The 24954-nt window shown below is 40.4% G+C and carries 23 protein-coding genes; 8 read left to right on the forward strand and 15 right to left on the reverse strand.

Going from position 1 to position 24954, the window contains the following annotated elements; genetic code table 11:
* Positions 1-166 precede the first annotated feature (166 nt).
* Together AC3IRT_RS05085 and AC3IRT_RS05090 are read left to right on the forward strand one after the other, a co-directional pair.
* Positions 167-1354 carry an efflux transporter outer membrane subunit gene (locus tag AC3IRT_RS05085; protein WP_489396103.1) on the forward strand — a complete coding sequence of 396 codons (1188 nt, stop codon included), beginning with the start codon at positions 167-169 and terminating at the stop codon, positions 1352-1354.
* A gap of 86 nt (positions 1355-1440) precedes the next feature.
* A complete protein-coding gene (locus AC3IRT_RS05090) occupies positions 1441-2319 on the forward strand; it encodes a pirin family protein (protein WP_489395351.1) in 879 nt (292 codons plus the stop codon).
* Between the two features lie 21 nt (positions 2320-2340).
* Here the strand turns inward: AC3IRT_RS05090 and AC3IRT_RS05095 are convergent, their stop codons facing one another.
* The 11 genes from AC3IRT_RS05095 to AC3IRT_RS05145 all read right to left on the reverse strand — a co-directional run bounded on the left by AC3IRT_RS05095 (position 2341) and on the right by AC3IRT_RS05145 (position 13909).
* A complete protein-coding gene (locus tag AC3IRT_RS05095) occupies positions 2341-3186 on the reverse strand; it encodes a sulfurtransferase (protein ID WP_489395352.1) in 846 nt (281 codons plus the stop codon).
* Positions 3187-3286: 100 nt separating this feature from the next.
* Positions 3287-5221, reverse strand: coding sequence for a 30S ribosomal protein S1 (gene rpsA / locus AC3IRT_RS05100; protein ID WP_489395353.1), 1935 nt, complete (start codon positions 5219-5221; stop codon positions 3287-3289).
* Positions 5222-5343: 122 nt separating this feature from the next.
* Entirely contained in the window at positions 5344-6321 is a 978-nt protein-coding gene (locus AC3IRT_RS05105; protein ID WP_489395354.1) for a YihY/virulence factor BrkB family protein, read from the reverse strand.
* 1 nt (position 6322) lies between these two features.
* Complete coding sequence (locus AC3IRT_RS05110; protein WP_489395355.1) at positions 6323-6730, reverse strand: acyl-CoA thioesterase; 408 nt, start codon at positions 6728-6730, stop codon at positions 6323-6325.
* Positions 6731-6787: 57 nt separating this feature from the next.
* Positions 6788-7840, reverse strand: coding sequence for an endolytic transglycosylase MltG (mltG, locus tag AC3IRT_RS05115; RefSeq protein WP_489395356.1), 1053 nt, complete (start codon positions 7838-7840; stop codon positions 6788-6790).
* 11 nt (positions 7841-7851) lie between these two features.
* Positions 7852-8631 carry a PASTA domain-containing protein gene (locus AC3IRT_RS05120; protein ID WP_489395357.1) on the reverse strand — a complete coding sequence of 260 codons (780 nt, stop codon included), beginning with the start codon at positions 8629-8631 and terminating at the stop codon, positions 7852-7854.
* A gap of 175 nt (positions 8632-8806) precedes the next feature.
* On the reverse strand, positions 8807-9781 hold the full coding sequence (locus AC3IRT_RS05125; protein WP_489395358.1) for a YeiH family protein: 975 nt from the start codon (positions 9779-9781) through the stop codon (positions 8807-8809).
* A 78-nt stretch (positions 9782-9859) separates the two neighbouring features.
* Positions 9860-10756, reverse strand: a complete 897-nt coding sequence (locus AC3IRT_RS05130; protein WP_489395359.1) for a LysR family transcriptional regulator — start codon at positions 10754-10756, stop codon at positions 9860-9862.
* Positions 10757-10863: 107 nt separating this feature from the next.
* A complete protein-coding gene (locus tag AC3IRT_RS05135; RefSeq protein ID WP_489395360.1) occupies positions 10864-12027 on the reverse strand; it encodes a porin in 1164 nt (387 codons plus the stop codon).
* An 8-nt stretch (positions 12028-12035) separates the two neighbouring features.
* Complete coding sequence (locus tag AC3IRT_RS05140) at positions 12036-12752, reverse strand: SdiA-regulated domain-containing protein (RefSeq protein ID WP_489395361.1); 717 nt, start codon at positions 12750-12752, stop codon at positions 12036-12038.
* Positions 12749-13909 (reverse strand): hypothetical protein, encoded by a 1161-nt coding sequence (locus AC3IRT_RS05145; RefSeq protein ID WP_489395362.1) that lies wholly within the window; start codon positions 13907-13909, stop codon positions 12749-12751. The genes AC3IRT_RS05140 and AC3IRT_RS05145 overlap by 4 nt, the downstream gene beginning before the upstream one ends.
* Before the next feature lie 396 nt (positions 13910-14305).
* On the opposite strand from AC3IRT_RS05145, the gene AC3IRT_RS05150 reads away from it, so the two are divergent.
* The 4 genes from AC3IRT_RS05150 to AC3IRT_RS05165 all read left to right on the forward strand — a co-directional run bounded on the left by AC3IRT_RS05150 (position 14306) and on the right by AC3IRT_RS05165 (position 17444).
* Positions 14306-14755 carry a GNAT family N-acetyltransferase gene (locus AC3IRT_RS05150; protein WP_489395363.1) on the forward strand — a complete coding sequence of 150 codons (450 nt, stop codon included), beginning with the start codon at positions 14306-14308 and terminating at the stop codon, positions 14753-14755.
* Positions 14756-14940: 185 nt separating this feature from the next.
* A complete protein-coding gene (locus AC3IRT_RS05155) occupies positions 14941-15966 on the forward strand; it encodes a D-alanine--D-alanine ligase (protein ID WP_489395364.1) in 1026 nt (341 codons plus the stop codon).
* Between the two features lie 36 nt (positions 15967-16002).
* Positions 16003-16893: an N-acetylglucosamine kinase gene (locus AC3IRT_RS05160; protein ID WP_489395365.1), complete on the forward strand. Its 891-nt coding sequence runs from the start codon at positions 16003-16005 to the stop codon at positions 16891-16893.
* A gap of 29 nt (positions 16894-16922) precedes the next feature.
* Positions 16923-17444, forward strand: coding sequence for a glutathione peroxidase (locus tag AC3IRT_RS05165; protein ID WP_489395366.1), 522 nt, complete (start codon positions 16923-16925; stop codon positions 17442-17444).
* 108 nt (positions 17445-17552) lie between these two features.
* Here AC3IRT_RS05165 and AC3IRT_RS05170 read toward each other — a convergent pair whose 3' ends face one another.
* Together AC3IRT_RS05170 and AC3IRT_RS05175 are read right to left on the reverse strand one after the other, a co-directional pair.
* Positions 17553-18167 (reverse strand): TetR/AcrR family transcriptional regulator, encoded by a 615-nt coding sequence (locus tag AC3IRT_RS05170; protein WP_489395367.1) that lies wholly within the window; start codon positions 18165-18167, stop codon positions 17553-17555.
* Between the two features lie 121 nt (positions 18168-18288).
* Positions 18289-19554 carry an aminotransferase class I/II-fold pyridoxal phosphate-dependent enzyme gene (locus tag AC3IRT_RS05175; RefSeq protein ID WP_489395368.1) on the reverse strand — a complete coding sequence of 422 codons (1266 nt, stop codon included), beginning with the start codon at positions 19552-19554 and terminating at the stop codon, positions 18289-18291.
* Positions 19555-20061: 507 nt separating this feature from the next.
* Between AC3IRT_RS05175 and AC3IRT_RS05180 the strand changes: the two genes are divergently transcribed.
* Positions 20062-21015, forward strand: coding sequence for a hypothetical protein (locus AC3IRT_RS05180; RefSeq protein WP_489395369.1), 954 nt, complete (start codon positions 20062-20064; stop codon positions 21013-21015).
* 20 nt (positions 21016-21035) lie between these two features.
* A complete protein-coding gene (locus tag AC3IRT_RS05185; RefSeq protein ID WP_489395370.1) occupies positions 21036-21662 on the forward strand; it encodes a hypothetical protein in 627 nt (208 codons plus the stop codon).
* A gap of 71 nt (positions 21663-21733) precedes the next feature.
* On the opposite strand, the gene AC3IRT_RS05190 is transcribed toward AC3IRT_RS05185, so the two are convergent.
* Positions 21734-22165: a hypothetical protein gene (locus AC3IRT_RS05190; RefSeq protein WP_489395371.1), complete on the reverse strand. Its 432-nt coding sequence runs from the start codon at positions 22163-22165 to the stop codon at positions 21734-21736.
* 168 nt (positions 22166-22333) lie between these two features.
* Positions 22334-24886 (reverse strand): ATP-dependent Clp protease ATP-binding subunit, encoded by a 2553-nt coding sequence (locus AC3IRT_RS05195; protein WP_489395372.1) that lies wholly within the window; start codon positions 24884-24886, stop codon positions 22334-22336.
* Between the last annotated feature and the right edge of the window lie 68 nt (positions 24887-24954).

Genomic DNA, 24954 nt, shown 5'->3' on the forward strand with positions numbered 1-24954 from the left:
GTCAGGTAGGGCGCAAATATGCAAGGCCGGAAGTGGACTTGCCAGATACCTATAGAAATGAGATTACGGGTGTAACCGCGGATAGCGTTGTACTACCGTTGCATACGTTTTTCAAGATGAGATACTCTTATCCTTAATTGATAAAGCATTAGCACATAATAACGACATTATGGTGGCTAAGCTATCTATGGATCAGTTGGAGTTGACTTACAAACAAGCCAAATTGGGGTTGTTGCCGACGCTGGATCTGTCCGTTGGCGCAAACCGCATGTGGCTATCACGAAACTCCTTGAATGGTTCTTTGAGTGAGCAATTCTTGGGCACGCCGTATATGGACGATTATACGGCTACGTTGAGCTTATCTTGGGAAGCCGATATCTGGGGCAAAGTTAAGATGCAGCGGGAAGGCGCTTGGGCTCGGTATTTTGCGGAGAAAGAGAATATGAATGCGTTAAAAACCCGTATTGTTGCGCAGGTGGCACAGGCTTATTATTCGCTCATTACGTTAGATGAGCAGTTGAAAGTCGCGCAACGTAATGTAGCTTTGGGCGACAGTACCTTAGATATGATTCGATTGCAATATCAGTCAGCAATGATTAGTTCGCTAGCCTTAGATCAGGCAGAAGCGCAAAAGAAAACAGCAGAATTGTTAATTCCTCTAGCAAAGCAAAATATCGCCGTACAGGAAAATGCGTTGAATATCCTTTGTGGAAGCTTTCCTTCTGCATTGGAGCGCGCAGGTAGTTTGAACGCGGCTATGCCAGAGGAGTTCTTTGATACGGGTGTACCTGCGATGTTGCTGAGCAGACGGCCAGATGTAAAAGCAGCGGAGTATGCGATCGTGAGCGCGAATGCGCAAACGGGCTTGTCAAAGGCCGCCATGTATCCGACGTTGAGTCTGACGCCTTCAATCGGGGTGAATTCCTTTCAATTCAATAGCTGGTTTGATATACCGGGTTCTGTTGTCAAAAGCGTCGCTGGAAATATTACGCAACCAATTTTTCGTAAGAAAGAATTGAAAACAGCTTATGAGATTGCGCAGATTGAACAAGAAAAAGCAGCGGTGCAGTTTCGTCAATCGTTGTTGACTGCGGTAGGAGAGGTTTCTGATGCGCTGGCTATGTCATCTCATGCTGATGAGCGCTTGAAGTTGGTCGAGGCCAAAAAGAACCATCTGACCAAAGCTACGAATGATGCTTTGCTATTGTACCGTAGCAGTATGGCGACGTACTTAGAAGTAATCACGGCGCAAAATAGTGCGTTGGAAAATGAACTGGAAGCGATTAATATCAAACGCGAAAAGTTACAAGCCGTTACCGATTTGTATCGTGCACTCGGCGGTGGCGTAGAATAAATAACCATGCTGGCATGCTATCGCATGCCAGCATGGTTTATTGAAATATTAGAATTATCTTTAAGCAACCAGAAAGAGATAAGGATATGTCTAATATTGATTTTATACTTGAGGAAAAAGCGGCCGATATTGGCAATTTTCTAGTTGGGAGACTTTTACCATTCCGCCAGAAAAGATCCATCGGTCCTTTTGTATTTATAGACCATATGGGGCCAGCTTGTCTGGCAGATCACGAAAACTTAGATGTAGGTCCGCATCCACATATCGGACTTTCGACCTTAACATATTTATTTGACGGTGCAATCTTTCACCGCGACAGCATTGGAACAGCCATGGAGATCACACCAGGTGCTGTGAATTGGATGACTGCTGGTAAGGGTGTGGTACATTCTGAGCGTACGCCGGAGCATCTGCGCACGAGAGATAAGTACATGCATGGATTGCAAATTTGGGTGGCTTTGCCCAGAGAGTTGGAATTTATGGAGCCTGAATTTCATCATACGGAAGCGAAGGATATTCCTGCGTGGGAAGATGATAACGCCAGCTATAAATTAGTCGCTGGTGAAGCATTCGGCCGAAAATCTCCTGTGCCAGTCTACAGCAGATTGTATATGCTAGAAATCAAAGCGAAGCAAGATGCATTAATTGACATCCGTGGTGAATTGTATGGCGAGAGCGGCTTGTATATCCTCGAAGGGGAGATCAAAAGTGGAGAACATACATATGGACCAAAACAGATCTTGATTACGAAAGATGCACACCTCTGTACCTTTGAGATCAAGGCGGGCACGACGGTATATATTTTCGGAGGCGAACCTTTTCCGGAAGAACGATTTATTTCTTGGAACTTCGTGGCGACAAGCAAAGAGATTCTAGATCAAGCAAAACAGGATTGGGTCGATCATAAATTTCCGAAAGTACCCGGCGATGATGGCTATGTGCCGCTGCCAGCTCCGCGAGCCTAAGTTTTTTATCCGGTTTAGAGTTTAACCATTCGCGATCGGTACATTTTCATCCGCTCCCCACTCAGACCAAGATCCATCGTAGATGGATAGGTTTTCGTGTGCTAGTTGGTGCGCAGCTAATGCGATGATGGCGGCAGAAATACCAGAGCCGCAGCTAAATACCACGGGTTTTTCTCCAATAAGCGGATCGAAGATCGCTTTTAGCGCTGACGAATCTTTGTATTGCGTGTCTGCCAATACTTGGTCGAAAGGAAGATTTTTTGCACCAGGAATATGCCCTGCACGCAATCCAGCGCGTGGTTCTGCTGCGCTTCCAGCAAAACGATTAGCGCTACGCGCGTCAATAATGGTATTTTCCTGATCTTCCAATCCTTGTAGAATTTCTGCTTTGCTTTTCCAAAAATTGGATTGTGGATTGGCGATAAAGTTTCCTGTCGCGATGGTAGAAAAATCTTGATGCTCGGATACCACCGGAAGATTGAGCTGTTTCCAAGCAGGCAATCCGCCCTGCAATACATAGGTGTTTTCATGCCCCATCGCACGAAACATCCACCACGCTCTCGGACTTGAATAAATACCCCAGCGGTCATAGATAACTAAGATCGAATCCGTATTGATACCAAGCGCTCTTGCTTCTCTTTCAAAAGTTTCTGCATCTACCATCGTATGCGGTAGCTGATTGATATGATCGGAGAACGCGCCTTCTATGTCGAAGAATATAGAATCGGGGATAAGTTCTGGCACGACGCCATCTTGATCTATTTGCTGATTGACCTTGTCAATCGTAGCATCAAGCAATATGACAGGCTTTTGCTCATTTAGTAGCGCTTGTAGCGCTTTTACGTCGATTAGAGGTAATTTGTTCATGCGTCTTGCTTAGGTGGTTTATGCAAAACGAATATAACGAAAAAACCCTCCGCATAGCGGAGGGTTTTAGTATTTGAAATGATTCGGTTACGATCAAAAACTATTTAGAGTTTTTCTCGTCACCTTCCATTTGTTGTTTCAACTGAGCCAATACGCCTAGATCTCCTAGTGTAGATTTCTCAACAGAATCCTTCACTTTTTTCACAGCAGTGTTGGCAGCTTTTGCCTCTTTCTTACGTGCGTTGAATTCTTCTACACGAGCTTCAGATTTCTTATCTTCCCAGATACGAGAGTGAGAAATTACTAAACGCTTGTTTTCTTTGTTGAACTCAATGATTTTGAACTCATTCGTTTCTTCAACTTTCAATACAGTTCCGTCTTCTTTAACGGCATGTTTAGATGGACAGAATCCTTCTACACCATATTGAAGTGCAACGATATCACCTTTGTCACCAACTTTGATCACAGTACCTTCGTGAAGAGAACCTTCTGTGAAGATCGTTTCGAAAGTATCCCAAGGGTTTTCTTCCAATTGTTTGTGACCTAGAGACAATTTGCGGTTTTCTTCGTCAAGCTCTAATACAACAACCTCTAGTTCTTCACCTACTTTAGTGAATTCGTTCGGGTGGTTGATTTTTTTAGACCAAGAAAGGTCAGAGATGTGGATCAAACCATCGATACCATCTTCCAACTCAACGAATACGCCGAAGTTAGTCATGTTTTTAACAGCCGCTTTCACTTTAGACCCAATTGGGTAACGATCAGCGATGTTTTGCCATGGATCTGGAGTCAATTGTTTAATACCTAAGCTCATCTTGCGATCTTCGCGATCCAAAGTCAAGATTTGTGCTTCGATTTCGTCGCTTACTTTCAAGAACTCTTGTGGAGAACGTAGGTTTTGAGACCAAGACATTTCTGATACGTGGATCAATCCTTCTACACCAGGGATGATTTCAAGGAAAGCACCGTAATCTGCAACAGTTACGATTTTACCTTTTACTTTAGAACCGATCTCAAGATCAGTGCTTAAAGATGCCCAAGGGTGCTCAGAAAGTTGTTTTAGACCAAGAGCGATACGTTTTTTCTCATCATCAAAGTCAAGAACAACCACGTTGATTGTTTGATCCAATGCAAGAACTTCTCTTGGATGCTCGATACGACCCCAAGAAATATCTGTAATGTGAAGTAAACCATCTACACCGCCCAAATCGATGAATACACCGAAGTCTGTGATGTTTTTAACAGTACCTTCCAATACTTGACCTTTTTCCAATTTCGCAACGATCTCTGATTTTTGGTTTTCCAAATCATCTTCGATCAATACTTTGTGAGATACGACAACGTTTTTGAATTCGTGGTTGATTTTAACCACTTTGAATTCCATTGTTTTACCTACATAGATATCGTAATCACGAATAGGCTTGATGTCGATCTGTGAACCTGGTAAGAAAGCTTCTACACCTTTAATGTCCACGATCAAACCACCTTTGGTACGTGATTTCACGAAACCATCAATGATTGCATCATTTTCCAAAGCTTCGTTGATTGCTTCCCATGATCTTTGTGTCTTAGCACGTTTGCGTGACAATACCAATTGACCATTTGCATCCTCTTGAGATTCAACAAATACATCAACGCTATCGCCAACTGCTAGCTCAGGAAGGTCGCGGAACTCAGAAAGTGCTACTAAACCATCAGATTTAAATCCAACATTCAATACCACGTCTTTGTTATTGATGGATACTACAGTACCTTCAATAATTTCACCTTGGTTAATTTGATTGAATGTACCAGCGTACTGCTCTTCTAGTTTAGTACGCTCAGCCTCGCTGTAGTTACCGAAGGCTTTTTCATCGAAATCCCAGTCAAAGTCACCTTCTGGTGTGCTCAATGAACTAGATTTGATCTCGTTGATTAGGTTTGAATCCGCTTCGGATTCGATGGTTTCAGTGTCTTTCACTACTTTAGTGTCAGCACCTTGTAGCTCTGCGTTTTTCGCTGCTAATTCTTTTTCTGCTTCTTGTTTTTTTGCCATTAATTAATTTTCTCCTTTTCCCTGCGTTGCAGAGACTGCAAAAGTACAAAAAACTTTTATATACAACTATTTATGTAGAAAAAAGATTCAGGAAAGTTGAACCAATTGTGGTTTTGCTGGTACTACTTCTCGGTGGTATCTGCCTTGAAGGAGTTATACGTGCGCGGACGTACGATTTTGATGCTCTGTTTGGAGAGGGCAATGCTGGCATTCAATTCAAAGCCTACAATCAAGATTAAGGCATTCAAGTACATCCAAATCATCATCACGATCAATGTACCGATAGAACCATATAGTTTATTATACGTGCCGAATTGGTTTATATAATAAGCGAATCCAGAAAAAGATAAAATAGCTAGCACGGTAGCAAGTGTAGCGCCAGGTGTAAAGAATTTCCATCTTTTGCTCCGGCTAGGGCCAAATTTATAGACCAGACTTACGGTGAAAAAGTATATGCCGAACATAAACAACCATTGGACGAACTTAATGAGGATATGCCAGAAATAATTTAAATCGTAATCAATCGTATTCTTAAGGTAGTTAATCAAAAAGTTGGCGCCAGCATATAAGAAGATGCCAATCGCTAAGGCTAATACGATTGCGGTAGACAGCGCTAAGGCTACCAAACGTTTTTGACCCCAGCTGCGATCTTCTCTAGAAAGCGAAGATTTGTTAAACGTCATCATCAAGTTGGTCATGCCATTTGTAGCGAAAAACGTACACAACACAAAACCTACCGAAAGCAAACCCGTATTTTGCCTTTTTATAATATCCTTGAGTGTTACTTCTAGGAATTCGTAGGCACTATAAGGCATAGCCACCTGCATGAGTTCCATCAATTGATCCTGAAAATTGTTGACTGGTATATAAGGGATGAGTGTGAACAGAAAGATAATTCCCGGGAAAATAGCCAACATAAAGTTGTAGGCTAGGGAAGAAGCTTTATTAAGGATAGATTCACGTGCTATTTCTTGAAAGAAGAAGGCAAAAACCGTATATAATGGCAGCGAGCCAAAACCCGGTAGTACAGCACTCTTAGTCCACTCGATAAAGTTATCGTAGAATCTTACATTCAAGAGTCTGTCGTGGACCTTTTTCATCTTACGAGAAATAAGATTTTATCTTGTTCATAAATACTTCTGGTGCACGGCATGGTCTATTTTTGGCCATATCAACAAAAACAAGCAAGGTTTTGCCGGTGTTCAACAATATCCCCGCTTCATTGAACAGCTCGTATTCGAAGCAAATTCGCACATTGGGGAGTTCTCGAATAGTCGTTTTAATGGTGATCAGGTCATCGTACTTTGCTGGTTGCAGGTATTTGGTTTGCATGTCGATCACGGGCATCATCACGCCCATCGCTTCGAGTTCTTTGTAGGAAATCCCCGTGCTTCGCAGCATGTCGGTACGTGCCACTTCATAATATGTGGCGTAGTTGCCATAATACATGTAACCCATCTGATCGGTCTCGGCGTAGCGTACACGTATTTTGTTTTCGAATACAAACATATTGGCGAAGTTAAAATTAATAAAGCGAAAAGACAAAAAGCTCTTTTTGCTGATGTGCTAACGCTTGATGTTTCTTTCGTCTAAGGCGCGCTGAAATTTACGCGCATTGATCAAGTGCTCGGACATTGTTTTCGCAAATAAGTGGTATCCACTAAAATCATCTTTTGCACACATATAGATATAATCGTGCTTTTTATAATTCAATACAGCATCTATCGCCACAATACTTGGCATCATGATCGGTCCCGGTGGCAAGCCTTTGAAACGATAGGTGTTGTACGGATTATCGATCGTTAAATGGCGGTTCAATACGCGGCGAATTGTAAAGTCATTATTAGCGAAAATTACCGTTGGATCGGCTTGCAAAAGCATGCCACGCTTTAAGCGGTTGATGTACAGACCGGCAATGGCGGGCATCTCATCCGTGTGCATGGCTTCGCCTTTCACAATAGCAGCCAAGGTACTAACTTCTTGCGTCGTCATGCCCAATGCATCTGCTTTTGCTTTTCGCTCTGCGTTCCAAAAATTCATGTACTCCGTATGGAAACGAGCCATCATGGTTTCAGGCTTGGTGTTCCAATAGATTTCGTACGTGTTTGGAATAAACATGGAGAAAAAGTTATCGGATGTGAAGCCGTATTTTTCGGCCGTCTTCTCATCCTCTAGTAGTTGCGTGAATTCTAATGAATCGGCCTCGAAATGCTGCCCTAACAAGCCGGCAAAATTTTCCTTCAAGCGTACATTCTGGAATCTGAATTTCACCGCTTCCTGATAGCCACCGCGCAGATTACCGATTAATCGACGATTGTTCATTTCTGAATCAAGGCGATAACGCCCAGGATTGATGTTGACAGGTAGATCCATGGCTTTGGCCATGTATTCAAAAAGCGTGTAATTGCGCACGATATTCTCTTCTTTGATGCGTTGCATTACATCATCGTACGTATCATCGCTGTGTACGTAAAAATAGTTGGCATCCGTCTCTACGGTCGGTGATAATACGGCTACGTAGGCTACCCACGATACGATCAATGCGATGATCACGAATACGATTCCGACCGGAATCATCCATACGCTTCTTTTCTTTTTCTCTGGTTGAACTTCTTGCATGATAGATGGATCTATTCGGTAGTAATAGGAACGACAGAGTTAGACAATTTCAGATGTATGGCAGATCCCAGAGGGATAAATTGTGCCGTAATATCGGGCGTTTGTTCAACGACAGTGCCGTTTATGGTATCTCTTGATCCATCAGCAAAGCTGATGCTTCCCACCACTAAACCCAAACCGCGTAAAGCAAATTCAGCTTCGCTGTATGGCAATCCGACCAATTCAGGAATATTGACTTGATCGTTGCCACGACCATTACCCAACACCAAATTGATGCGTGATCCTTTTGGAATCATGCGTCCAGCTGTAATTGGCTGACCGCCAAATGTGGCATCAAGCACCACATCACGAGCAATATCGTTAACGTAGGTGGTATCGCCCAATTTCAGTGAATGATTTTTGATGATGGAGCTTGCTTCAATCAGGGTTTTATCTACCACCTCTGGAAAAGCAATCTCGGGAGCAGTTTGGGTAATGATAGTCAAGTAAATTGTTCTTCCACCTTTTACCGCGGAAGCTGGTTCCGGGTCTTGCTCAATGACCATCCCCGGGCGTGCATCCAATTGATAGATGGAATCCACCTGATATTCTAATCCTACCTTGTCTAAGAGTGCGATGGCTTCGCTAATGTGTAAGCCTTTCAATACGGGGACTTCTTGACGGTCACCATGTTTGGTGTAAATCCGTAAGCCAATATACGTCAGGATGAACAATACAATAATACCCACGATGGCATAGATCAGATTTTTTCGAAAGGTATTGGTTCTTAGGTATAGAAAGAATTTTGACATATAGTATATCTTGCTGTAATGCGTAATTTGCTATGGTATATTGCTTGTAAGACTGCCGTTACTTCTTATCCATTAGAAATGTAGTCGTACAAATACCGTGCAAATATATGCATAAACCTGTCTTGTCGTATGCCCGAATTAAAGACTTAGCCTTTTCTAAACTTAGGAGAAGACATTATATATAAGATATCATAAAAAGTGTTGCTACAGAAATAGCTATCCACAATATTAGACCTTGCAAAATTGGTTTAATTCCTACTGCAGCCAATGTTTTCTTGGATAGTCCGCAGCCTATTAAAAAAAGCGTAACCGTTAACCCAGATTTTGAAATTTGTACAATTGTACTGTTGAAGTTTTGCGCCAAGGGAAAATATGTGTTGATAATAATAGCAAGCACAAACAGACCGATAAAATAAGGGATTTTTATTTTTTGATCACTTGACTTGAAAATAAAACCACTAATAAAAGTGATTGGAATTATCCATAATGCTCTCGCTAATTTTACTGTTGTAGCAATCTGTAGCGCCTCGTTTCCGTACTTGCCTGCCGCGCCCACAACAGAACTGGTGTCGTGAATGGCAATCGCACACCACAAACCGAATTGTGACTGAGAAAGCTGTAATTGAGTTCCGATATAAGGGAATATAAGAAGTGCTGCCGAATTGAGAATAAAAACAGTGCCTAAAGCGATGCTTATTTGCTTTTCTGCTGCTTTAATGACGGGAGAAACCGCTGCAATGGCACTTCCGCCACAAATGGCAGTTCCAGTAGAAATAAGATAAGAGATCTTGTTGTCTATCTTTAGAAGTCTGCCTAATAAATAGCCTAAAAGAAGTGTAGCAAAAATGGAGGTAACTGTAAACAATAACCCCTCTCTTCCTGCCTTTAATGCGATGTCTACATTCATTCCAAAACCCAAACCTACTACAGAAACCTGTAATAATAAGTGAGTGGCTCTATGATTTAGATGCAAATACGGATGCCCAACAAATTGAGCAATGATAATACCCAGAAGCAACGCAATGGGAGGTGATATAAAAGGTGACAAGCAGAATACCAGTGCTAAAAGGAAAATGACTTCTCTGGTAGTAATGCTCCTGTCTAGAAGTTTTTTCTGGCTGCCGTTGTTAAGGGGGGCTTTGTCATTCATTGCGCTAAATTTTATTAAATAATTTAACGTAAAGTTCAATATTGTTATGAAGTTCGAGAAATGACTATTAACAATTCCCTATAACTTCAGGTTATCTCGGTTCATGAATTTTAAAAATAACTCTGGTAGGCGAGGGGAGCCACCTGGTTGCATAATGAAATAGAAATATCTTTCAATACGTAAACCTGCTACATCAACGATTTTTATTTCGTTGTTTTTAAGCTCCTTATATATGGAATGAACAGAAAGGAAGGCAAAAGCTTTTGAATGAGATACATAAGATTTTATACTTTCGCTGTTCTCTAAAACCATTTCAATGTTTAGTTGAGAAAGCTTTATATTCAGTGTTTTTAACGCAGCGGTAACAACTTCCAAAGACCCCGATCCTTGTTCCCTTACAATTAATTGTAGTTTTTGCAGTTCATCTAAGGATATGGTCGATTTGTTAAATAACTTGTTTGCCTTGTTGGTGCAAAGTACTATTTCGTCTTTAATGAAGGGGTAGTATTTTATATGTTGGCGTTTGGATTTCCCTTCGATAATACCTACGTCAATCTTGTTTTCAGCTAACGCGTTTTCGATGTGTTCCGTATTTCCATCGATAACTTTTATGTCGATATCCGTGAATTTTTGTTTGAATAAGGCGAGGTATTTTGGAAGTAGATAGTGTGCAACTGTAGTACTGGCTCCCAACTTCAAGGTGCCTTTTACATTTTCTGTTAACGCAGCCAAATCAAATTCGATATTCCTATACGTGTCAAAAATATGGTCAGTATAATTTAATAAGGTAATGCCGGCGATGGTCAGTTTTATTTTCGTTCCGTTCCGCTCAAATAATTTGCATTTGTAATAGTTTTCTATTTCTTGAATATGCTTTGTGACGGCAGGTTGTGTAATAAAAAGTTCTTCCGCAGCTTTTGTAAAGTTGAGGCGTTTTCCTACAGTGTGGAATACTTTTAATCGGAAATCAAACATCGTATGATAAGGATACACCTAACATTGCATTGCTGGCTATTTGTAAATATACACAATAAGAAGTTTGCAAATGCAAATACGGTATGTTCCTTATCGTAGTTATTTCATTATAAGACGAACTGCCATCCAATTCTAAACTGCTCAGTCCATCTATTTTGGTTAATCGATTCTTCTTTTATTATATTAAAATATTGAGCCTTAATCATGGATTTGAAACCGTTCAATTGAAATGCTATGGCGCCAGAAAAACGTTGCGAACTACCTGGTGCCAAATCGTTGAGATTTAAATCCTCGTATCTGCCAGATATGATAGTTTTGGTAGGTTTGATGAAATAATTTGCTTGAGCTACCCATCCTCCGGATCTAAAATAGCCGTTGGTTAATTCTATTGGTAGACCTCTCAAATTTGGATCATTTGTATGTTGCGGTGTGGATTGGAAATTTTGTATCTCAAACTGTGCTGAGAAGCCTTGGTATTGAAAACTAGCATCTACACCGATGCCAAATTTCTTGCCATCAATTACTTTAATACCGTAAGGTCCCGTTTGCCCCGTGATAAAAGACGCCCCATCAGGCAAGTTTCTTTCCGTATATCTCGTGTTTGCGCCAATAGCAAACATAGGCACTGGGCTAATTCTTGTATCTATATCTTGGTAACGATAACGGCTCGGGTAGGAGAAATCTATTCTTCCGACATATTCAAATGCGCCTGATGGATCGTTATCCCCTTGCCAAAAAAGCTCGCCAACGCCAGTATAAACACCAGCATACATATTGATTCTGTTATTCAAAAGACTACGATCTATAGTAATGCCAACATCCCTACGGGTAAAAATATCTCCTCTAACGACCTGGGCGCGTTGCCAATAGGGAGAGTTAGTAAACGCCGCCATGGAAAAGCGGGAATAAGGCAACTTTCCGTAACCAGCCGTGATGTTAAATGGCTTGAAACCTTTGTACTTGATATAGGCATCATGTAATGCTGGAGTTTCCGGATCCATTTCTCTTGCTCCTAAGCTCGAAAGATCTGCTTGTAGTTTGTATTCATATTTATTGCCAATATGCCCTTTAAGATAGAAACGAGCGTCCCTTAATCTGAAACGGTCATTATTTTTATTCTGATTAGTAGCATCGGAATTGATTTCTCTAAAGTTAAGATAAGAAGATAGTACAGTTCCTATTTCTACTACATGCTCACCACTAGAAACGGTAACCTGAGCATTGACAGAGAGAATTGAAAATGCCAAAAGGAATTTAATGATTTTTTTCACGATAATATTTAAGGCTTATTAAAAAAATACAATGTTCTAAGGTCATCGCTACAGATGATCATTTTTCCATCGGGATCAAAGGCAATTCCTTCTGGATTGAGCACATTGATTGTAAGAGTTTTTACTATTTCAAAACTAATGGGGTCCAATTTGAAAACAGTGCGGTCTTCATCGCTCAATAACCATAGATGATCGTCGTGATATGTAGCGGCACTAATGTCTCTAGCCGCAGTAAACTTGCGTTGATTTATCTTTCTAAATTCTTTATCGAGCTCAAAAATGATAATTGGATTTTGCTCTGTAATCATGATAAAACGTCCTGTGGCCTTGTTGAAGGTTAAACTTTCTACGCCAGAATTTCTTGCGCCGCTGTAGGGTACGTCGTACACAGCTACCTGTTTCAAGGTCTTTTCATCAAGCTTCAGTACGCGTCTTGATGATTCGTCGGCTACGTATACAAATTCATTATCGGCGTACACGCCTTCGAAATCTGTTCCTTCTACTTCCGATTTCCGAAGGATTGTTCCTTTCGTGTCGGTTTGGTAAAGAAAACCATGGTCGCTCACGATGTACATAGATTGACCATCTGCCGAAAAACAAATGTCGGATGGTTCTGGAATTTTGAGGACAATTTTGCTATTGTAACGCATCTTTTTTTTGATCGGCACTGCTGAAAAGCCAGAGAAAAGTAGCAACATGATTACTGCAAAGAATACTATTTTCATAATCGAACCCCTTCCACCGCGATGTTATCAAACCTGTTATTGCCCGAGTTACCGGTACTTCCATTAGAGAAGTCGATCCGAATTTTGAAATTAGGGTTGTTGTCTACACCAGCGATGTTCGAAAAATCAAACTGGACCAATCCATACTCAGGGTCCGTTTCAGGTGTGTAATTGATAGATGCAAGACCTGTTGAGATATAGTTTGTGCCATCTATCGTATAGGTAAGCGTATTCGTCGCTGCACCAGAAGAAGAGCGCTGTACGGCCATCGTCAATTGGATATTTCTGTAATTCGTCGTCGGCAATGTCAACGTAAATGTGCCGGCTGGATTGCGAAGTCTTAATGACCATCCAGCTATACCACCATTACGAGCATTGATCAAGCTTCCGATATTATATCCATCCCAAATTCCGTCATAGAGCAGAGAAGCTCCACCAGTGGTTAGCGTGGGGGTGACGGCTGGGGCAGAGGAGGTAGATTCATTAAAATCCCAGTAATGCAACAGTTCAGGTGTGGCAAGATTAGAATCAATGATGTTGCCGTCCAATGCGATGTTATCGTATCTATTATTTCCAGAATCGCCCGTGTTATTAATATCAAATTCAATCCTTATTTTAAAATTCGGGTTATTATTTGCCCCTTCAATACTGGAGAAATCATACGCAAATGTTTGCCACTCTAATCCTACCTGATTCATGGCGGGGGTTACACTGGTGGTAAGAAAGGAGGTGCCATCAATGCTGTAAGAAATCAGATTAAGCTCTGGACCGTTATTCGTACGTTGCGCATCGAACGAGAAGATAATATCTCTGTAATTGATGGTGGGAAGACTAAGTGTAAAAACACCTGCTGGATTACGTAAACGAAGCGCACTACCCGCATCATCGCTTGCTCTTGCATTTAGCGCCGTTCCGGGAGAAACAGCATCCGCTATGTCACTGCCTTCCGTATAGGTGAGGGAAGCATCGCCTATTGTTTGCGTAGGAGTGAGTAATGAATTGCTGTTAAAATTCCAGTAATTGATGATTGATCGGCTCTCCAATACAGGCAGGCCAGGCTGTTGATATAAGGCTTCCAAGAGCAGTAAAGAGCGATCTTTGATACACGAAGCCAATAACAGAATTCCCGCAAGGGCAGGCAATAAATATCGTTTCATTTTACATTTATATTTCGCTGCTAAATTAGTTTTTATCCCTTCGAGATAATTAAGTACAAGTTTATCTAAATGTGATTTCATGGTTAAATAAATATTATTTAAGTTAATAAAAATGTATTTTGTCGTTATTTTATTGTGTATTAGGTTTTTGTTTTCAAGAAAAATGCAGTATTTAGCAAATGTTACTACGTAACTACTTGTTAATTACGATTTATTTTGAACTTGCTATGGATCATTTTTTTCATCCAGTAACGAGGACAGAATGATGGGTTGGTTGTGCTCTGATATCTACTAATCACACTGTGCACATTTATACGTTAAAACAACAATAAGATGATAGCAGATATTTAAAATTGTAACAACAGCGACACGCACGAAATATTTAGGCTTTACAAAGTGGCAACTGATTTTCAGAAAACGAGGTATAGCTCCCATTGGCCGGATTTCGAAAAATCCCTTATTGAAACAGAAATTTTAGAACAACGGCAGTGGAAATTAACTATTGATAGAAAGATCGCTTGTATTTGGGCAACTGCATTCAGCGACCTGCAAATATGGGCAGAGCGCAATAATGAGCCGTCAGTCTACATTCATCGGATTGCAACTAATCCTGATTTTAGAGGCAATAATTTTGTAAAGAAAATAGTAAGATGGGCTGAAGGATATGCCGACACAAACAGAAAGAAATATATTAGACTGGATACAGTGGGTGAGAACTCCAAACTAATAGCACACTATGAAAAATGTGGATTTGATTTTTTAGGGGTCACCAAACTCGTTAACACGCGTGGTTTGCCAGAGCACTATCATAATGGTGTCGTTAGTGTGTTTCAAATCGAACGGTAGAATAGAAGCGAATCTAGCGTGTGCCTTTCGGGGACTAATCTCGCAAATTGGAATTTTGCAAGTGAGGATGGAGATCATGCTGTGCTTGCTGGGATAATTGTAATATGATTGCATGATAGGCCTATTCACAATAGCGTAAAGTAGTTATATTTGTTGCTTAAGATGAATTTTATCAGACAATAAATATGAGGACAAAAGTAGCTCTTATCACGGGCGGATATACAGAAGAGGCCGAAGTTTCTTTTAAAAGTTCAGCATTCGTGCACTCCAAATTAGATCAGGATCGCTATGAAGTATATCCTATATCAATCATGCGCGATCAGTGGTTTTATGTTAATGATGCTGGTTTGAAGTTCGATATCAATAGACATGATTTCTCATTATCTATGGATGATCACCTCATTACTTTTGATCTTGCTTTTATTGTTTTGCATGGTAGCCCTGGTGAAGACGGACGGTTGCAGGGATATTTTGATATGATCGGACTGCCTTACACCAGTTGCGATGCACTCACGTCTGCTTTGACGATGAATAAGGGTTATACAAAGGCGGTTTTGGCGGATATTGCGGAGATGCATTTGGCTGATTCGGTTCTGCTGTTTGGTGGAGATCGACAAACTGCGGCGCAGCAAGTGAAGGAAAAGTTATCTTTGCCATTTTTTGTGAAACCCAATGCAGGGGGTAGCAGTATCGGGATGACGAAAGTTAAAACGCTAGAGGAGTTGGATGCCGGTATAGCGAAAGCGTATGATGCAGCGCATACGGGACAGCAGGTGTTGGTCGAAGAATTTATTGAAGGTCGCGAGTTTTCGCGTGGTATTTTTCGAAATGCCGATGGCGACTTAGTCGTATTACCTGCCACGGAAGTTATTACTACCCGAGAATTTTTCGATTACGAAGCGAAGTACATTCCTGGGCTGACAGAAGAAATCACACCGGCCGATATTACCGAAGATGAAAATGCGCTTAGTGCTCGCATTATAAAAGATGTGTATCGTAAGCTAAATTGTCGCGGTATGGTACGGGTCGATTTCTTTTTGCAAAAAGAGACTGGTCTTTTTTATTTTATAGAAATCAACACCACTCCCGGGCAGACTGCACAGAGCTTTATTCCACAACAAGTACGTGCATTCGGCATGACAGAAACGGCATTCTATAGTCAAATTATCGAGTCTGCTTTGCAAGCTGCTAAAACAAATTCGGGAGAATAATAGTATATTTGAGGTAGTGAACAGCAGTGATAAATTATGATTTTAGTAGCAGATAGTGGGTCGTCGAGTTCGGAATGGATGTTACATTTACCAGATAGTGATCCTTTGTCTTTTCGGACGAAAGGATTGAATCCATATTTTGTAAGTGAGAAGGAGATTGCTCGTGTGTTGGGTGAGGTGCCAGAAATCATTCCGTATATCTCGGAGGTACACGAAGTTTATTTTTTCGGCGCTGGATGTTCTACTCCAGATCGACGCGAAATAGTCTCTAATGCGCTGTCTGCCATTTTTCCTGATGCCTTTATATCTGTAGAAACCGAATTGATGGGCACGGCTTATTCTACGCTCGGAACGCAAGAAGGCATTGTTTGCAACATAGGTACGGGATCCGACATGAGCTTTTATGACGGCGAATATTTATCACCTAGTTTGCATGGTAATGGCTATGTGTTAGGTGATGAAGGATCAGGTGCTTGGTTTGGTAAACAATTGATTATGGATTTCTTGTATGGCAATATGCCACGGGATGTCGCTAAGTTATTTGAAGAGCAATACCACGTGACCAAAGAAGTCGTCGTCAAAAACGTTTATCAAAAAGATCGACCGAATGCGTATTTAGCATCTTTCGTCCCATTTATGGATCAAAATAGGCTGAACTCCTACATAGATACCTTGCTCCGCAACGGTTTTGATGAGTTCGTTCGTACGCATATCATGACGTATCCCAATTACGCAGATCACGAATGTAATTTTGTAGGGCGCGTGGCTTTCCACTTCGATATGCAACTACGAGATGTATGTGAGTTACATGGTGTGAAAGTAGGGCGTATATTGAAAAGTCCGATCAAGCCGCTTTATGAATTTGTCATTGGTAGGGAGATGGATAATTCTTTAGCTATGGGCAATTATGGTGCGGAATTTGAATAAATTGATTTTTACATTTAGATTTTAATGATATGTTACAGATGTTATTGGTTTTTACGATGCTTATGCCATTGAATAATGGTGTATACGATTATAGCATCAAGACAATTGACGGAAAAGAGATCAAGCTCTCGTCTTTCAAAGGTAAAACACTGGTGTTGGTTAATACGGCTTCCAAGTGTGGGTTTACGAAGCAATACAAAGATTTGCAGGCATTGCATGAGCAGCATGGTGACCAATTGGTGATCATTGGCTTTCCATCAGATAATTTTGGCGGACAAGAGCTGGATGAAAATGAAGATATCCAAGCTTTCTGCGAAGAGAATTACGGCGTGACTTTTATCCTGTCTGAAAAGGTGGATGTGAAGGGGGATAAGGCAACACCACTATTTAAGTACTTAACATCGGCGCCCAATTCAGATTTCACCGGTGATATTAAATGGAACTTTGAAAAGTTTGTAGTTGATGCGGACGGAAAGTTGGTGCATCGCTTCAGATCTGCCGTAGCTCCGTCGGATTCAGAATTTACGAAAGTGGTACTTGTACAGAAATAGTATAAAACGTAATACAGACTCAAAAAAGGTCAACTTCAGTAATGAAGTTGACCTTTTTTATGGGGTAAAGCCAATTTGGTGAGCTTGTTGTCTCACTAAGATACAGCCCTAATTTGCAGATACGGGCGGAATGATATCTACGCTATCGTACGTCAATTTAAGGATTAATTTGACAGCATCTTCAATCCGCTTCATGCCTTCCTCAGTTGTGAGGTCAATTTCACAGAAAAGGCTATCGGTATTCTTCGAATGTAATACCAAATAGTATATTCCAGCGACTAATACACTAGTGATAGCGCGTAAATCTAACTTATCTGGACCAATCTCTCTATCGGCAAAAGCAAAGAACAAAGCGCTCATTTTTTCGCGCTCTTGAGTAACTTTGGACATGATGTCGCTATTTTCGCTAATCTGCCATAATACTACCTTTTGCATTTCTTGATTGTTGGCGAACTCTTTCATTTGGTTCGTTAATAGAGACTCTAAAAACCCTTTAGAACCCTCTTTAGGGGAATGCCCAAAGTATTCCATGGCGCCCACTGTAGCGGCCACCCAGTAATCTTTATCTTTGATATAAGTCTCCACAAGGTTCTCAACAGAACCAAAATACAAGGTTACCAATTTACGATCTACACCTGCTTTTCTAGAGATATTAGCAATAGTAAGCCCTGTGTAGCCCTTTTCTTCGAGAACAGCTCCGACAGCTTGGACTAGCTTTCCCATTGTCCGCTCTTTATCGTTTTTTACGCCGCGGTAAGTTTTTCTTTGTTGTTTAGCCATTATTACTTGTCTACCTGTTCAAAACTAGTTATTTATATCCGTAATCGAAAAGAAATAAACTCATTTATCTTAATTTTTGCAAGCTAATTTTCTTTCCTATGTCTTCTAGCACATTTAAGGTATGGTCTAAATGTGCTTTTGTATGCGTTGCCATCAAGCTCGTACGAATCCTAGCGTCTTTTTTCGCTACGCCAGGATAAACGATGCAATTAGCATATATTCCCGCTTGTAACATCAGTCGAGCAATGGTAGCAGTTCGATGAGGATCACCTATCTTAATAGGGATGATAGGCGACGCACTCGTCCCGATATCAACTCCTAGTGTCAAAAGTCCGTTTCGGAAGTAGCTTACATTTTCCGCTAATTGTTTTCGCCAATGGGGCTCTTCGTCTATTAAATCAATCGCTTTAAGCAAACCATAGGTTGCTGGTGTAGACGTAGAAGAGAAAACCTGTTGTCGAGATTGATAACGTAAATAATTGACAATATCAGTTGAAGCAATGATAAACCCGCCGATATGTCCAAATGCTTTACTTAGCGTTCCTGCTATAATATCCACATCATTAAATGCATCATAAACTTCAATGGCACCTCGGCCTGTTTCTCCTAACACGCCGATACCATGTGCGTCATCAACCATTAAATAAGCACCATATGATTTTACTAAAGCCTTGATTTCATCTAATTTTGCTAAGTCGCCGTTTTGGGAATAAACGCCGTCAATGATGACTAAGCGAGTTCGATGCGTGTTTTTGGTGTCTGCCAAGGCACGTTCAAGATGTACCATACTATTATGTGGGAAGCGTTTGGTGTTGGTGTTTAGCAAACCCTCGTAGACACTGGCATGTACTTCCATATCCACAATAGCACAGTCTTCTGGCTTTAATAGCGCTAATAGAGTGGCGCTATTAGCAGTGTATCCTGTTGTGAAGACGATACTACTGCCTTTTGGTTTGTTAAAGAAGGCAGATAGTTTGTCTTCCAGCATGACGTGGTATTCATGATGTCCACCAATCAAAGGAGATGCGCCTGCGCCAGTGCCATACTTCATGATGCCATCAATAGCGGCCTGCTTTACCTTTGGATGCTGCGTAAAGTTTAGGTAGTCGTTGGATACGAGGCTAATGCAGGAGGTTGGTTCTTTTAGGAATGGCGAACTTACAATGACTTCTGGGCCGGATCCCTGTGTAATGAAGCGAAAGTTCATTTGCTCGTTGGTTTCCATGTAATCTGTAAACTCTTTAAAAAGCTTCGTGGTAGCGGCTAGATCTTGATCCGGAATGTTTTCAAATTCCTTGAATGTGGCAGTTTCAAAATTAATAATACTCATAAAAATTGGTCTTGGAATGATCGTATTTACCGCAAAGTACTCAAAATTTATTTCGTTTTAATGTGTTTAGTGTGAGTTTTTTAGCATTTTTTTGCTATATATATTTGTACTTCGACGAGAAAAATTAATCATATATTAATAAATTAATATTAAAGGGTAAATGTTATTCTTTCTGCATAAAAAAACCTTCAGGGTAGCGTGTGATAATCTGAAAGCTATCGTAATTATTAAAGGAAATATCATTTATTTTTCAAACATGTGGGTCGTAACTCAATAGGCAGTGTCACCAAGATATTTAGGTTTCAGATATATATTATGTCAATCCGAATTTCATTTTTTTTACAATTATAACAACTGCAGGTATTTTATTAATATTTAGTATTTCTTTTAAGTGTATTAGTTGTTTTAATTAAATATATTTATTTTTTTTGAATTTTACTTTTATAATTAATGCTATCATTGATGAATAATTATGCATACATCTAAAAATAATTAAATACAAAAATCATGAAAAAGACAAAATTATTATTGCAATTTTTTAGTGTATTATTGATGCTGGGTAGTTGCAAACAATCTGAGATTTCAAATGATCCAACAGTGTTGGATGATGGATATGCAAAATTGTCAATTGAGGCATATCAAGATTCTTTTGCACGAGTCCTTTCGATAGCTATGCAAGACCAAGATGTTCGGGAGTTCTTGAAGGCCGAAGTGTTAAAGAAAGTGAACAAAGATTTTGAAGTATTCTATCCTTTTGTCAGAGATGAAATTGTCTCAAATGGAGAGACTTTCCGTGACAAATTAGTGAAACATGCCGGAAAATCTGAGTTGCTCGATATGATTGAGATTAGTTTACCATTATTAACAATGTTAGTACCAAATTTGCCAAGTGGTTTTTCTGCTGAGGGTTGGCAGCCTGACACAGAAGTTCCCCTTGTTACATCTAGTTTTTCAAAAGGTGGAGAGTTTGTTTATCATCGTCCTGATAATGATGAGCCATTTCGTAGTGATGATAAGCTTATTCCAGGGTTTCCGGTAGTGGTAATTAAGGCGAATGAAAGAATTAAATTGATAAATAATCAGCCCGCTACATTGCAAACTGACAGTAGATCGGCAGCGCATACATTGAATAATCGTCGTTATGGTTTTACGTACAATGAATTTGATGGAACGAAATCGAATCTTTCCAAAAAAGCGAGCATTAATTTGAGGAAGACCGCTGATAGAGGAGTTAGCCCAAATCCTACACAACCTGGAGGCCGTAACAACCCGCAAGGTTTAACTATGGGTTATCCTAAAAGTTATGCTGATTTTGCAGTTTTAAAGTCAGCATTTGAAGAAATGGGTACTGATGAGACAACTTGGCAAAGAGATCACGTGTATTTTGGATTGACTAAAACAAATACAACAGGAGCATTCAGATCTCTAGATATAAGGAATTTATTAAACAGATTCAAATAACTGAATCTGGATTGCGAAAAATGATGGATGATCCGGAAGATCCATTTTTACGTGAAGGATTAGATGGAAAAAGATTTTGGACGGAGGGCGATTTTGAATTTCAAATTGATTTTGTTATAAATTCAAAAGATGGTGTTGGTGGTAACTTGACTAAAGTTTTTTCTATAAATCCAAATGATCTGTTTACTTTGAATACTCGCTTAGTTAATGGGTCTCAATTCAATATGTATACACTTGAAGGAATACCGACAAAACCATATAATCTAAATATCGAAATATTACCTTGGAATTTAGAATCTGTTGCGTTTGGTTGGAAAATTCGAATTCATGAAGTAGACGGTGAGTCAACAAGGACTGAAAAGTTTACAAACTCGGCAGAATTTGCTACGAATTTTGGGTTAAATTTGAGTAATATTGGTTTAAATTTCGGCTCCAGTAGCAAAAGAACTAGTTCTCAAGAGTTCTTTTTTAGTTATAGTGAAAAGTCAGACTTTCTTGGGGAGTACTCCTTTTATTTTTCAGACCCTATAATCATGCAAAATATGGGCAGTAGGGGAGCTGCATTGGCGCCTAATAATGCGAAATTGTATTATATTGGAGGACCAAATGATTTTGTAAATCTTCTGATAATGCCAGATTTAAGATAAATAGAAATATTTAAGTGACAAAGTGATGTGCATTTATTACCAATGCACATCACCCTGTTTTACTTAGAATCTTAGTTTCCGATTTCGGCATCTGTAAGAACCACTTTTACTACCTGAGGTCCCGGCGCCACAGGCGTAGCCTGATCACCCAAGTACTCAGCATAAATGCGAACTCTTCCTACACTATAATTAACATTATAGTTGTAAATTCCTACCAGGGATGGGATAATTTCATAAACTAACCGATTGCCCTGTAGTTCATCAACTATTTGAAGAGACACTGTCACATGACCATCCTGAAAATATCTATCATCCAAGTCCGCTATTGCAATGTCTGTAAAAAATGTGTCACTAGTTCCTTGACGGGTCCAATTACTAACATTTTCGAAAACATAACTTACACCTGGAAGCATATTGTTGTTCGTAATATATTCTTTTGTACAGGAGTTGAAGGACAGCATAGTAGCAGATGCTATCACTAAGGCTAATAGAATTCTTTTCATAATGAGTTATTTGTTTTTTAAATGTATTGCTATGTTATCTCTGTATAGGTAAAAGTAATTCTCTATAAGACTTACCTAAGTATTCAGGGTTTAAACAGTTCTAACAAAAATATTGCCATAAAAAAAGGAACGTTATTTATAACGCTCCTTTTTTTATGATAAGGTCTTCTATTTTTTCTTATCCGGCTTGTCCGATTTTACATCATCATCTTCTGTAGCAGAAGATTCCTTTGAAGAAACCATGATTTCCGACTTCTCCTTATCGAATTCCACTAAGATGGTTTCACCAGTTTTTAGCTTACCTTTCAATATCTCCTCAGCGATCGGATCTTCCAAGTGCTTTTGAATAGCACGTTTGAGAGGTCTGGCACCAAAATTAGAATCATATCCTTTCTCTGCAATGTAATTCTTCGCGTCGTCAGAAAGTTCAATCGTGTGTCCGAGATCAGAAATTCTTCCGAATAAGGCTCTTAGTTCGATATCGATAATCTTGAAGATATGCTCTTTCAACAAGGAGTTGAACACAATTACATCATCAATTCGATTCAAGAACTCTGGCGCAAATGCTCTTTTCAAAGCGGTTTCGATAACACCACGTGAGTGCGAATCTGCTTGATTCTCTTTGGCTGAGGTAGTAAAACCTACACCTTGACCAAATTCTTTCAATTGTCTTGCACCTATGTTAGAGGTCATGATGATGATCGTGTTTCTGAAATCGACTTTTCGACCCAAACTATCGGTCAACTGTCCCTCGTCTAACACTTGCAGCAATAGGTTGAATACATCTGGATGTGCTTTCTCGATCTCATCCAACAATACTACTGCATAAGGTTTACGACGTACTTTCTCGGTCAATTGACCACCTTCTTCGTAACCTACATATCCTGGAGGCGCACCTACTAATCTAGAAACTGCGAATTTCTCCATGTATTCGCTCATGTCTACTTGGATCAAGGCATCTTCTGTGTCAAACATAAAACGTGCGAGCTCTTTAGCCAACTCCGTTTTACCAACACCAGTAGGACCTAAGAATACAAATGAACCAATTGGCTTTTTAGGATCTTTCAGTCCAGCGCGTGTACGTTGGATAGCTTTCACTAGTTTTTGTACCGCTTCGTCTTGCCCAATGATACGACCTTTCATCGAGTCGCCCATGTTGAGCAGTTTCTGACTGTCTGTCTGGCTAACGCGTTGTACAGGGATACCGGTCATCATCGCCACCACCTCGGCCACGTTATCTTCCGTTACGGTATGGCGTGTTGTTTTAGTTTCTTCTTCCCAAGCCGCTTTTTCACTTTCCAGCTCTTCGATCAGCTTTTTCTCGGTATCTCTTAGCTTTGCTGCTTCTTCGTATTTTTGACTACGGACAACTTTGTTCTTTTCTACCTTAACCTCTTCAATCTTCTCTTCGATATCGATAATGGTCTGTGGGACGTGAATGTTCGTCAGATGCACTCGTGATCCCGCTTCGTCTAGGGCATCAATAGCTTTATCTGGTAAGAAACGATCGGTAATATAACGTGTGGTCAGTGACACACAGGCATTGATCGCTTCATCCGTATACACCACATTATGATGCTCTTCGTATTTATCTTTAATACGGTTGAGGATTTCGATTGTTTCGTCGTGACTTGCTGGTTCGACGGTGACCTTTTGGAAACGTCTGTCTAATGCCCCATCTTTCTCAATGTATTGACGGTATTCATCCAGTGTGGTGGCACCAATACATTGGATCTCTCCACGCGCCAGTGCTGGCTTGAACATATTGGATGCGTCCAGTGAACCAGAAGCGCCGCCTGCGCCGACAATGGTATGAATCTCATCAATAAACAAGATCACATCCGGTGATTTTTCCAACTCGTTCATCACGGCTTTCATACGCTCCTCAAATTGGCCACGGTATTTCGTACCAGCTACCAAAGAAGCGAGATCCAGTGTGACCACGCGTTTGTTAAACAGTACACGTGATACTTTGCGTTGTACAATGCGCAGTGCCAATCCTTCGGCGATCGCAGATTTACCGACGCCCGGCTCGCCGATGAGAATCGGATTGTTCTTTTTCCGGCGCGACAGGATCTGAGATACGCGTTCGATCTCTTTCTCACGACCAACAATTGGATCTAGTTTTCCTTCTTCTGCAGCCTTGGTGAGGTCGCGGCCAAAGTTGTCTAAAACCGGCGTTTTAGACTTTATATCCGATACCTTCTTCGGCTGTGCAAATTGCGCATCATCATCTGCAAAATCGTCGTCACCCGGAGGCGTGCCAGCTGCTTCGCTAGTGATATCAGGTTTGTTCTGGGCAAGTTCATTTTTGAACTGCTCATACGTAACCTGATGTTTATTCAATATTTGTGAGGCGATATTGTCTTCGTCGCGCAGTATAGCCAACAGTAAATGTTCTGTGCCAATAATATCGCTTTTGAAGATTTTAGCTTCTAAATACGTGACTTTAAGAACTTTTTCTGCTTGCTTCGTTAGCGGTACACTGCTAATAGGTGTGCGAGACATTGAAGATCCTTTTACGGCATCTTCTATTGACTCACGCACGGCGGCCATGTCCAATCCAATGTTTTTCAAAACATGAATTGCTACACCATCCCCCTCACGTATCAATCCCAATAAAAGATGCTCCGTACCGATATAATCATGGCGAAGACGCAGGGCTTCCTCCCGACTATACGAGATCACATCCTTTACTCGTGGTGAAAATTTAGCTTCCATCTATAAACCTTTCTAATTTTTGTGCTATCGTAAATGTAAGTAAAATTACAAATAACCTTTACGTTAAT

It is taken from the genome of Sphingobacterium sp. KH_072, from assembly GCF_057837975.1.

Bases quoted from the DNA above. Each gene is read 5' to 3' on its own strand.
- AC3IRT_RS05090 (WP_489395351.1), top strand. From the start codon at position 1,441: ATGTCTAATATTGATTTTATACTTGAGGAAAAAGCGGCCGATATTGGC.
- AC3IRT_RS05105 (WP_489395354.1), bottom strand. From the start codon at position 6,321: ATGAAAAAGGTCCACGACAGACTCTTGAATGTAAGATTCTACGATAAC.
- AC3IRT_RS05185 (WP_489395370.1), top strand. From the start codon at position 21,036: ATGATGGATGATCCGGAAGATCCATTTTTACGTGAAGGATTAGATGGA.
- AC3IRT_RS05110 (WP_489395355.1), bottom strand. From the start codon at position 6,730: ATGTTTGTATTCGAAAACAAAATACGTGTACGCTACGCCGAGACCGAT.
- AC3IRT_RS05130 (WP_489395359.1), bottom strand. From the start codon at position 10,756: ATGTTTGATTTCCGATTAAAAGTATTCCACACTGTAGGAAAACGCCTC.
- AC3IRT_RS05190 (WP_489395371.1), bottom strand. From the start codon at position 22,165: ATGAAAAGAATTCTATTAGCCTTAGTGATAGCATCTGCTACTATGCTG.
- AC3IRT_RS05195 (WP_489395372.1), bottom strand. From the start codon at position 24,886: ATGGAAGCTAAATTTTCACCACGAGTAAAGGATGTGATCTCGTATAGT.
- AC3IRT_RS05160 (WP_489395365.1), top strand. From the start codon at position 16,003: ATGATTTTAGTAGCAGATAGTGGGTCGTCGAGTTCGGAATGGATGTTA.
- AC3IRT_RS05170 (WP_489395367.1), bottom strand. From the start codon at position 18,167: ATGGGAAAGCTAGTCCAAGCTGTCGGAGCTGTTCTCGAAGAAAAGGGC.
- AC3IRT_RS05145 (WP_489395362.1), bottom strand. From the start codon at position 13,909: ATGAAACGATATTTATTGCCTGCCCTTGCGGGAATTCTGTTATTGGCT.
- AC3IRT_RS05120 (WP_489395357.1), bottom strand. From the start codon at position 8,631: ATGTCAAAATTCTTTCTATACCTAAGAACCAATACCTTTCGAAAAAAT.
- AC3IRT_RS05175 (WP_489395368.1), bottom strand. From the start codon at position 19,554: ATGAGTATTATTAATTTTGAAACTGCCACATTCAAGGAATTTGAAAAC.
- AC3IRT_RS05165 (WP_489395366.1), top strand. From the start codon at position 16,923: ATGTTACAGATGTTATTGGTTTTTACGATGCTTATGCCATTGAATAAT.
- AC3IRT_RS05155 (WP_489395364.1), top strand. From the start codon at position 14,941: ATGAGGACAAAAGTAGCTCTTATCACGGGCGGATATACAGAAGAGGCC.
- AC3IRT_RS05180 (WP_489395369.1), top strand. From the start codon at position 20,062: ATGAAAAAGACAAAATTATTATTGCAATTTTTTAGTGTATTATTGATG.
- rpsA (WP_489395353.1), bottom strand. From the start codon at position 5,221: ATGGCAAAAAAACAAGAAGCAGAAAAAGAATTAGCAGCGAAAAACGCA.
- AC3IRT_RS05125 (WP_489395358.1), bottom strand. From the start codon at position 9,781: ATGAATGACAAAGCCCCCCTTAACAACGGCAGCCAGAAAAAACTTCTA.
- AC3IRT_RS05140 (WP_489395361.1), bottom strand. From the start codon at position 12,752: ATGAAAATAGTATTCTTTGCAGTAATCATGTTGCTACTTTTCTCTGGC.
- AC3IRT_RS05095 (WP_489395352.1), bottom strand. From the start codon at position 3,186: ATGAACAAATTACCTCTAATCGACGTAAAAGCGCTACAAGCGCTACTA.
- mltG (WP_489395356.1), bottom strand. From the start codon at position 7,840: ATGCAAGAAGTTCAACCAGAGAAAAAGAAAAGAAGCGTATGGATGATT.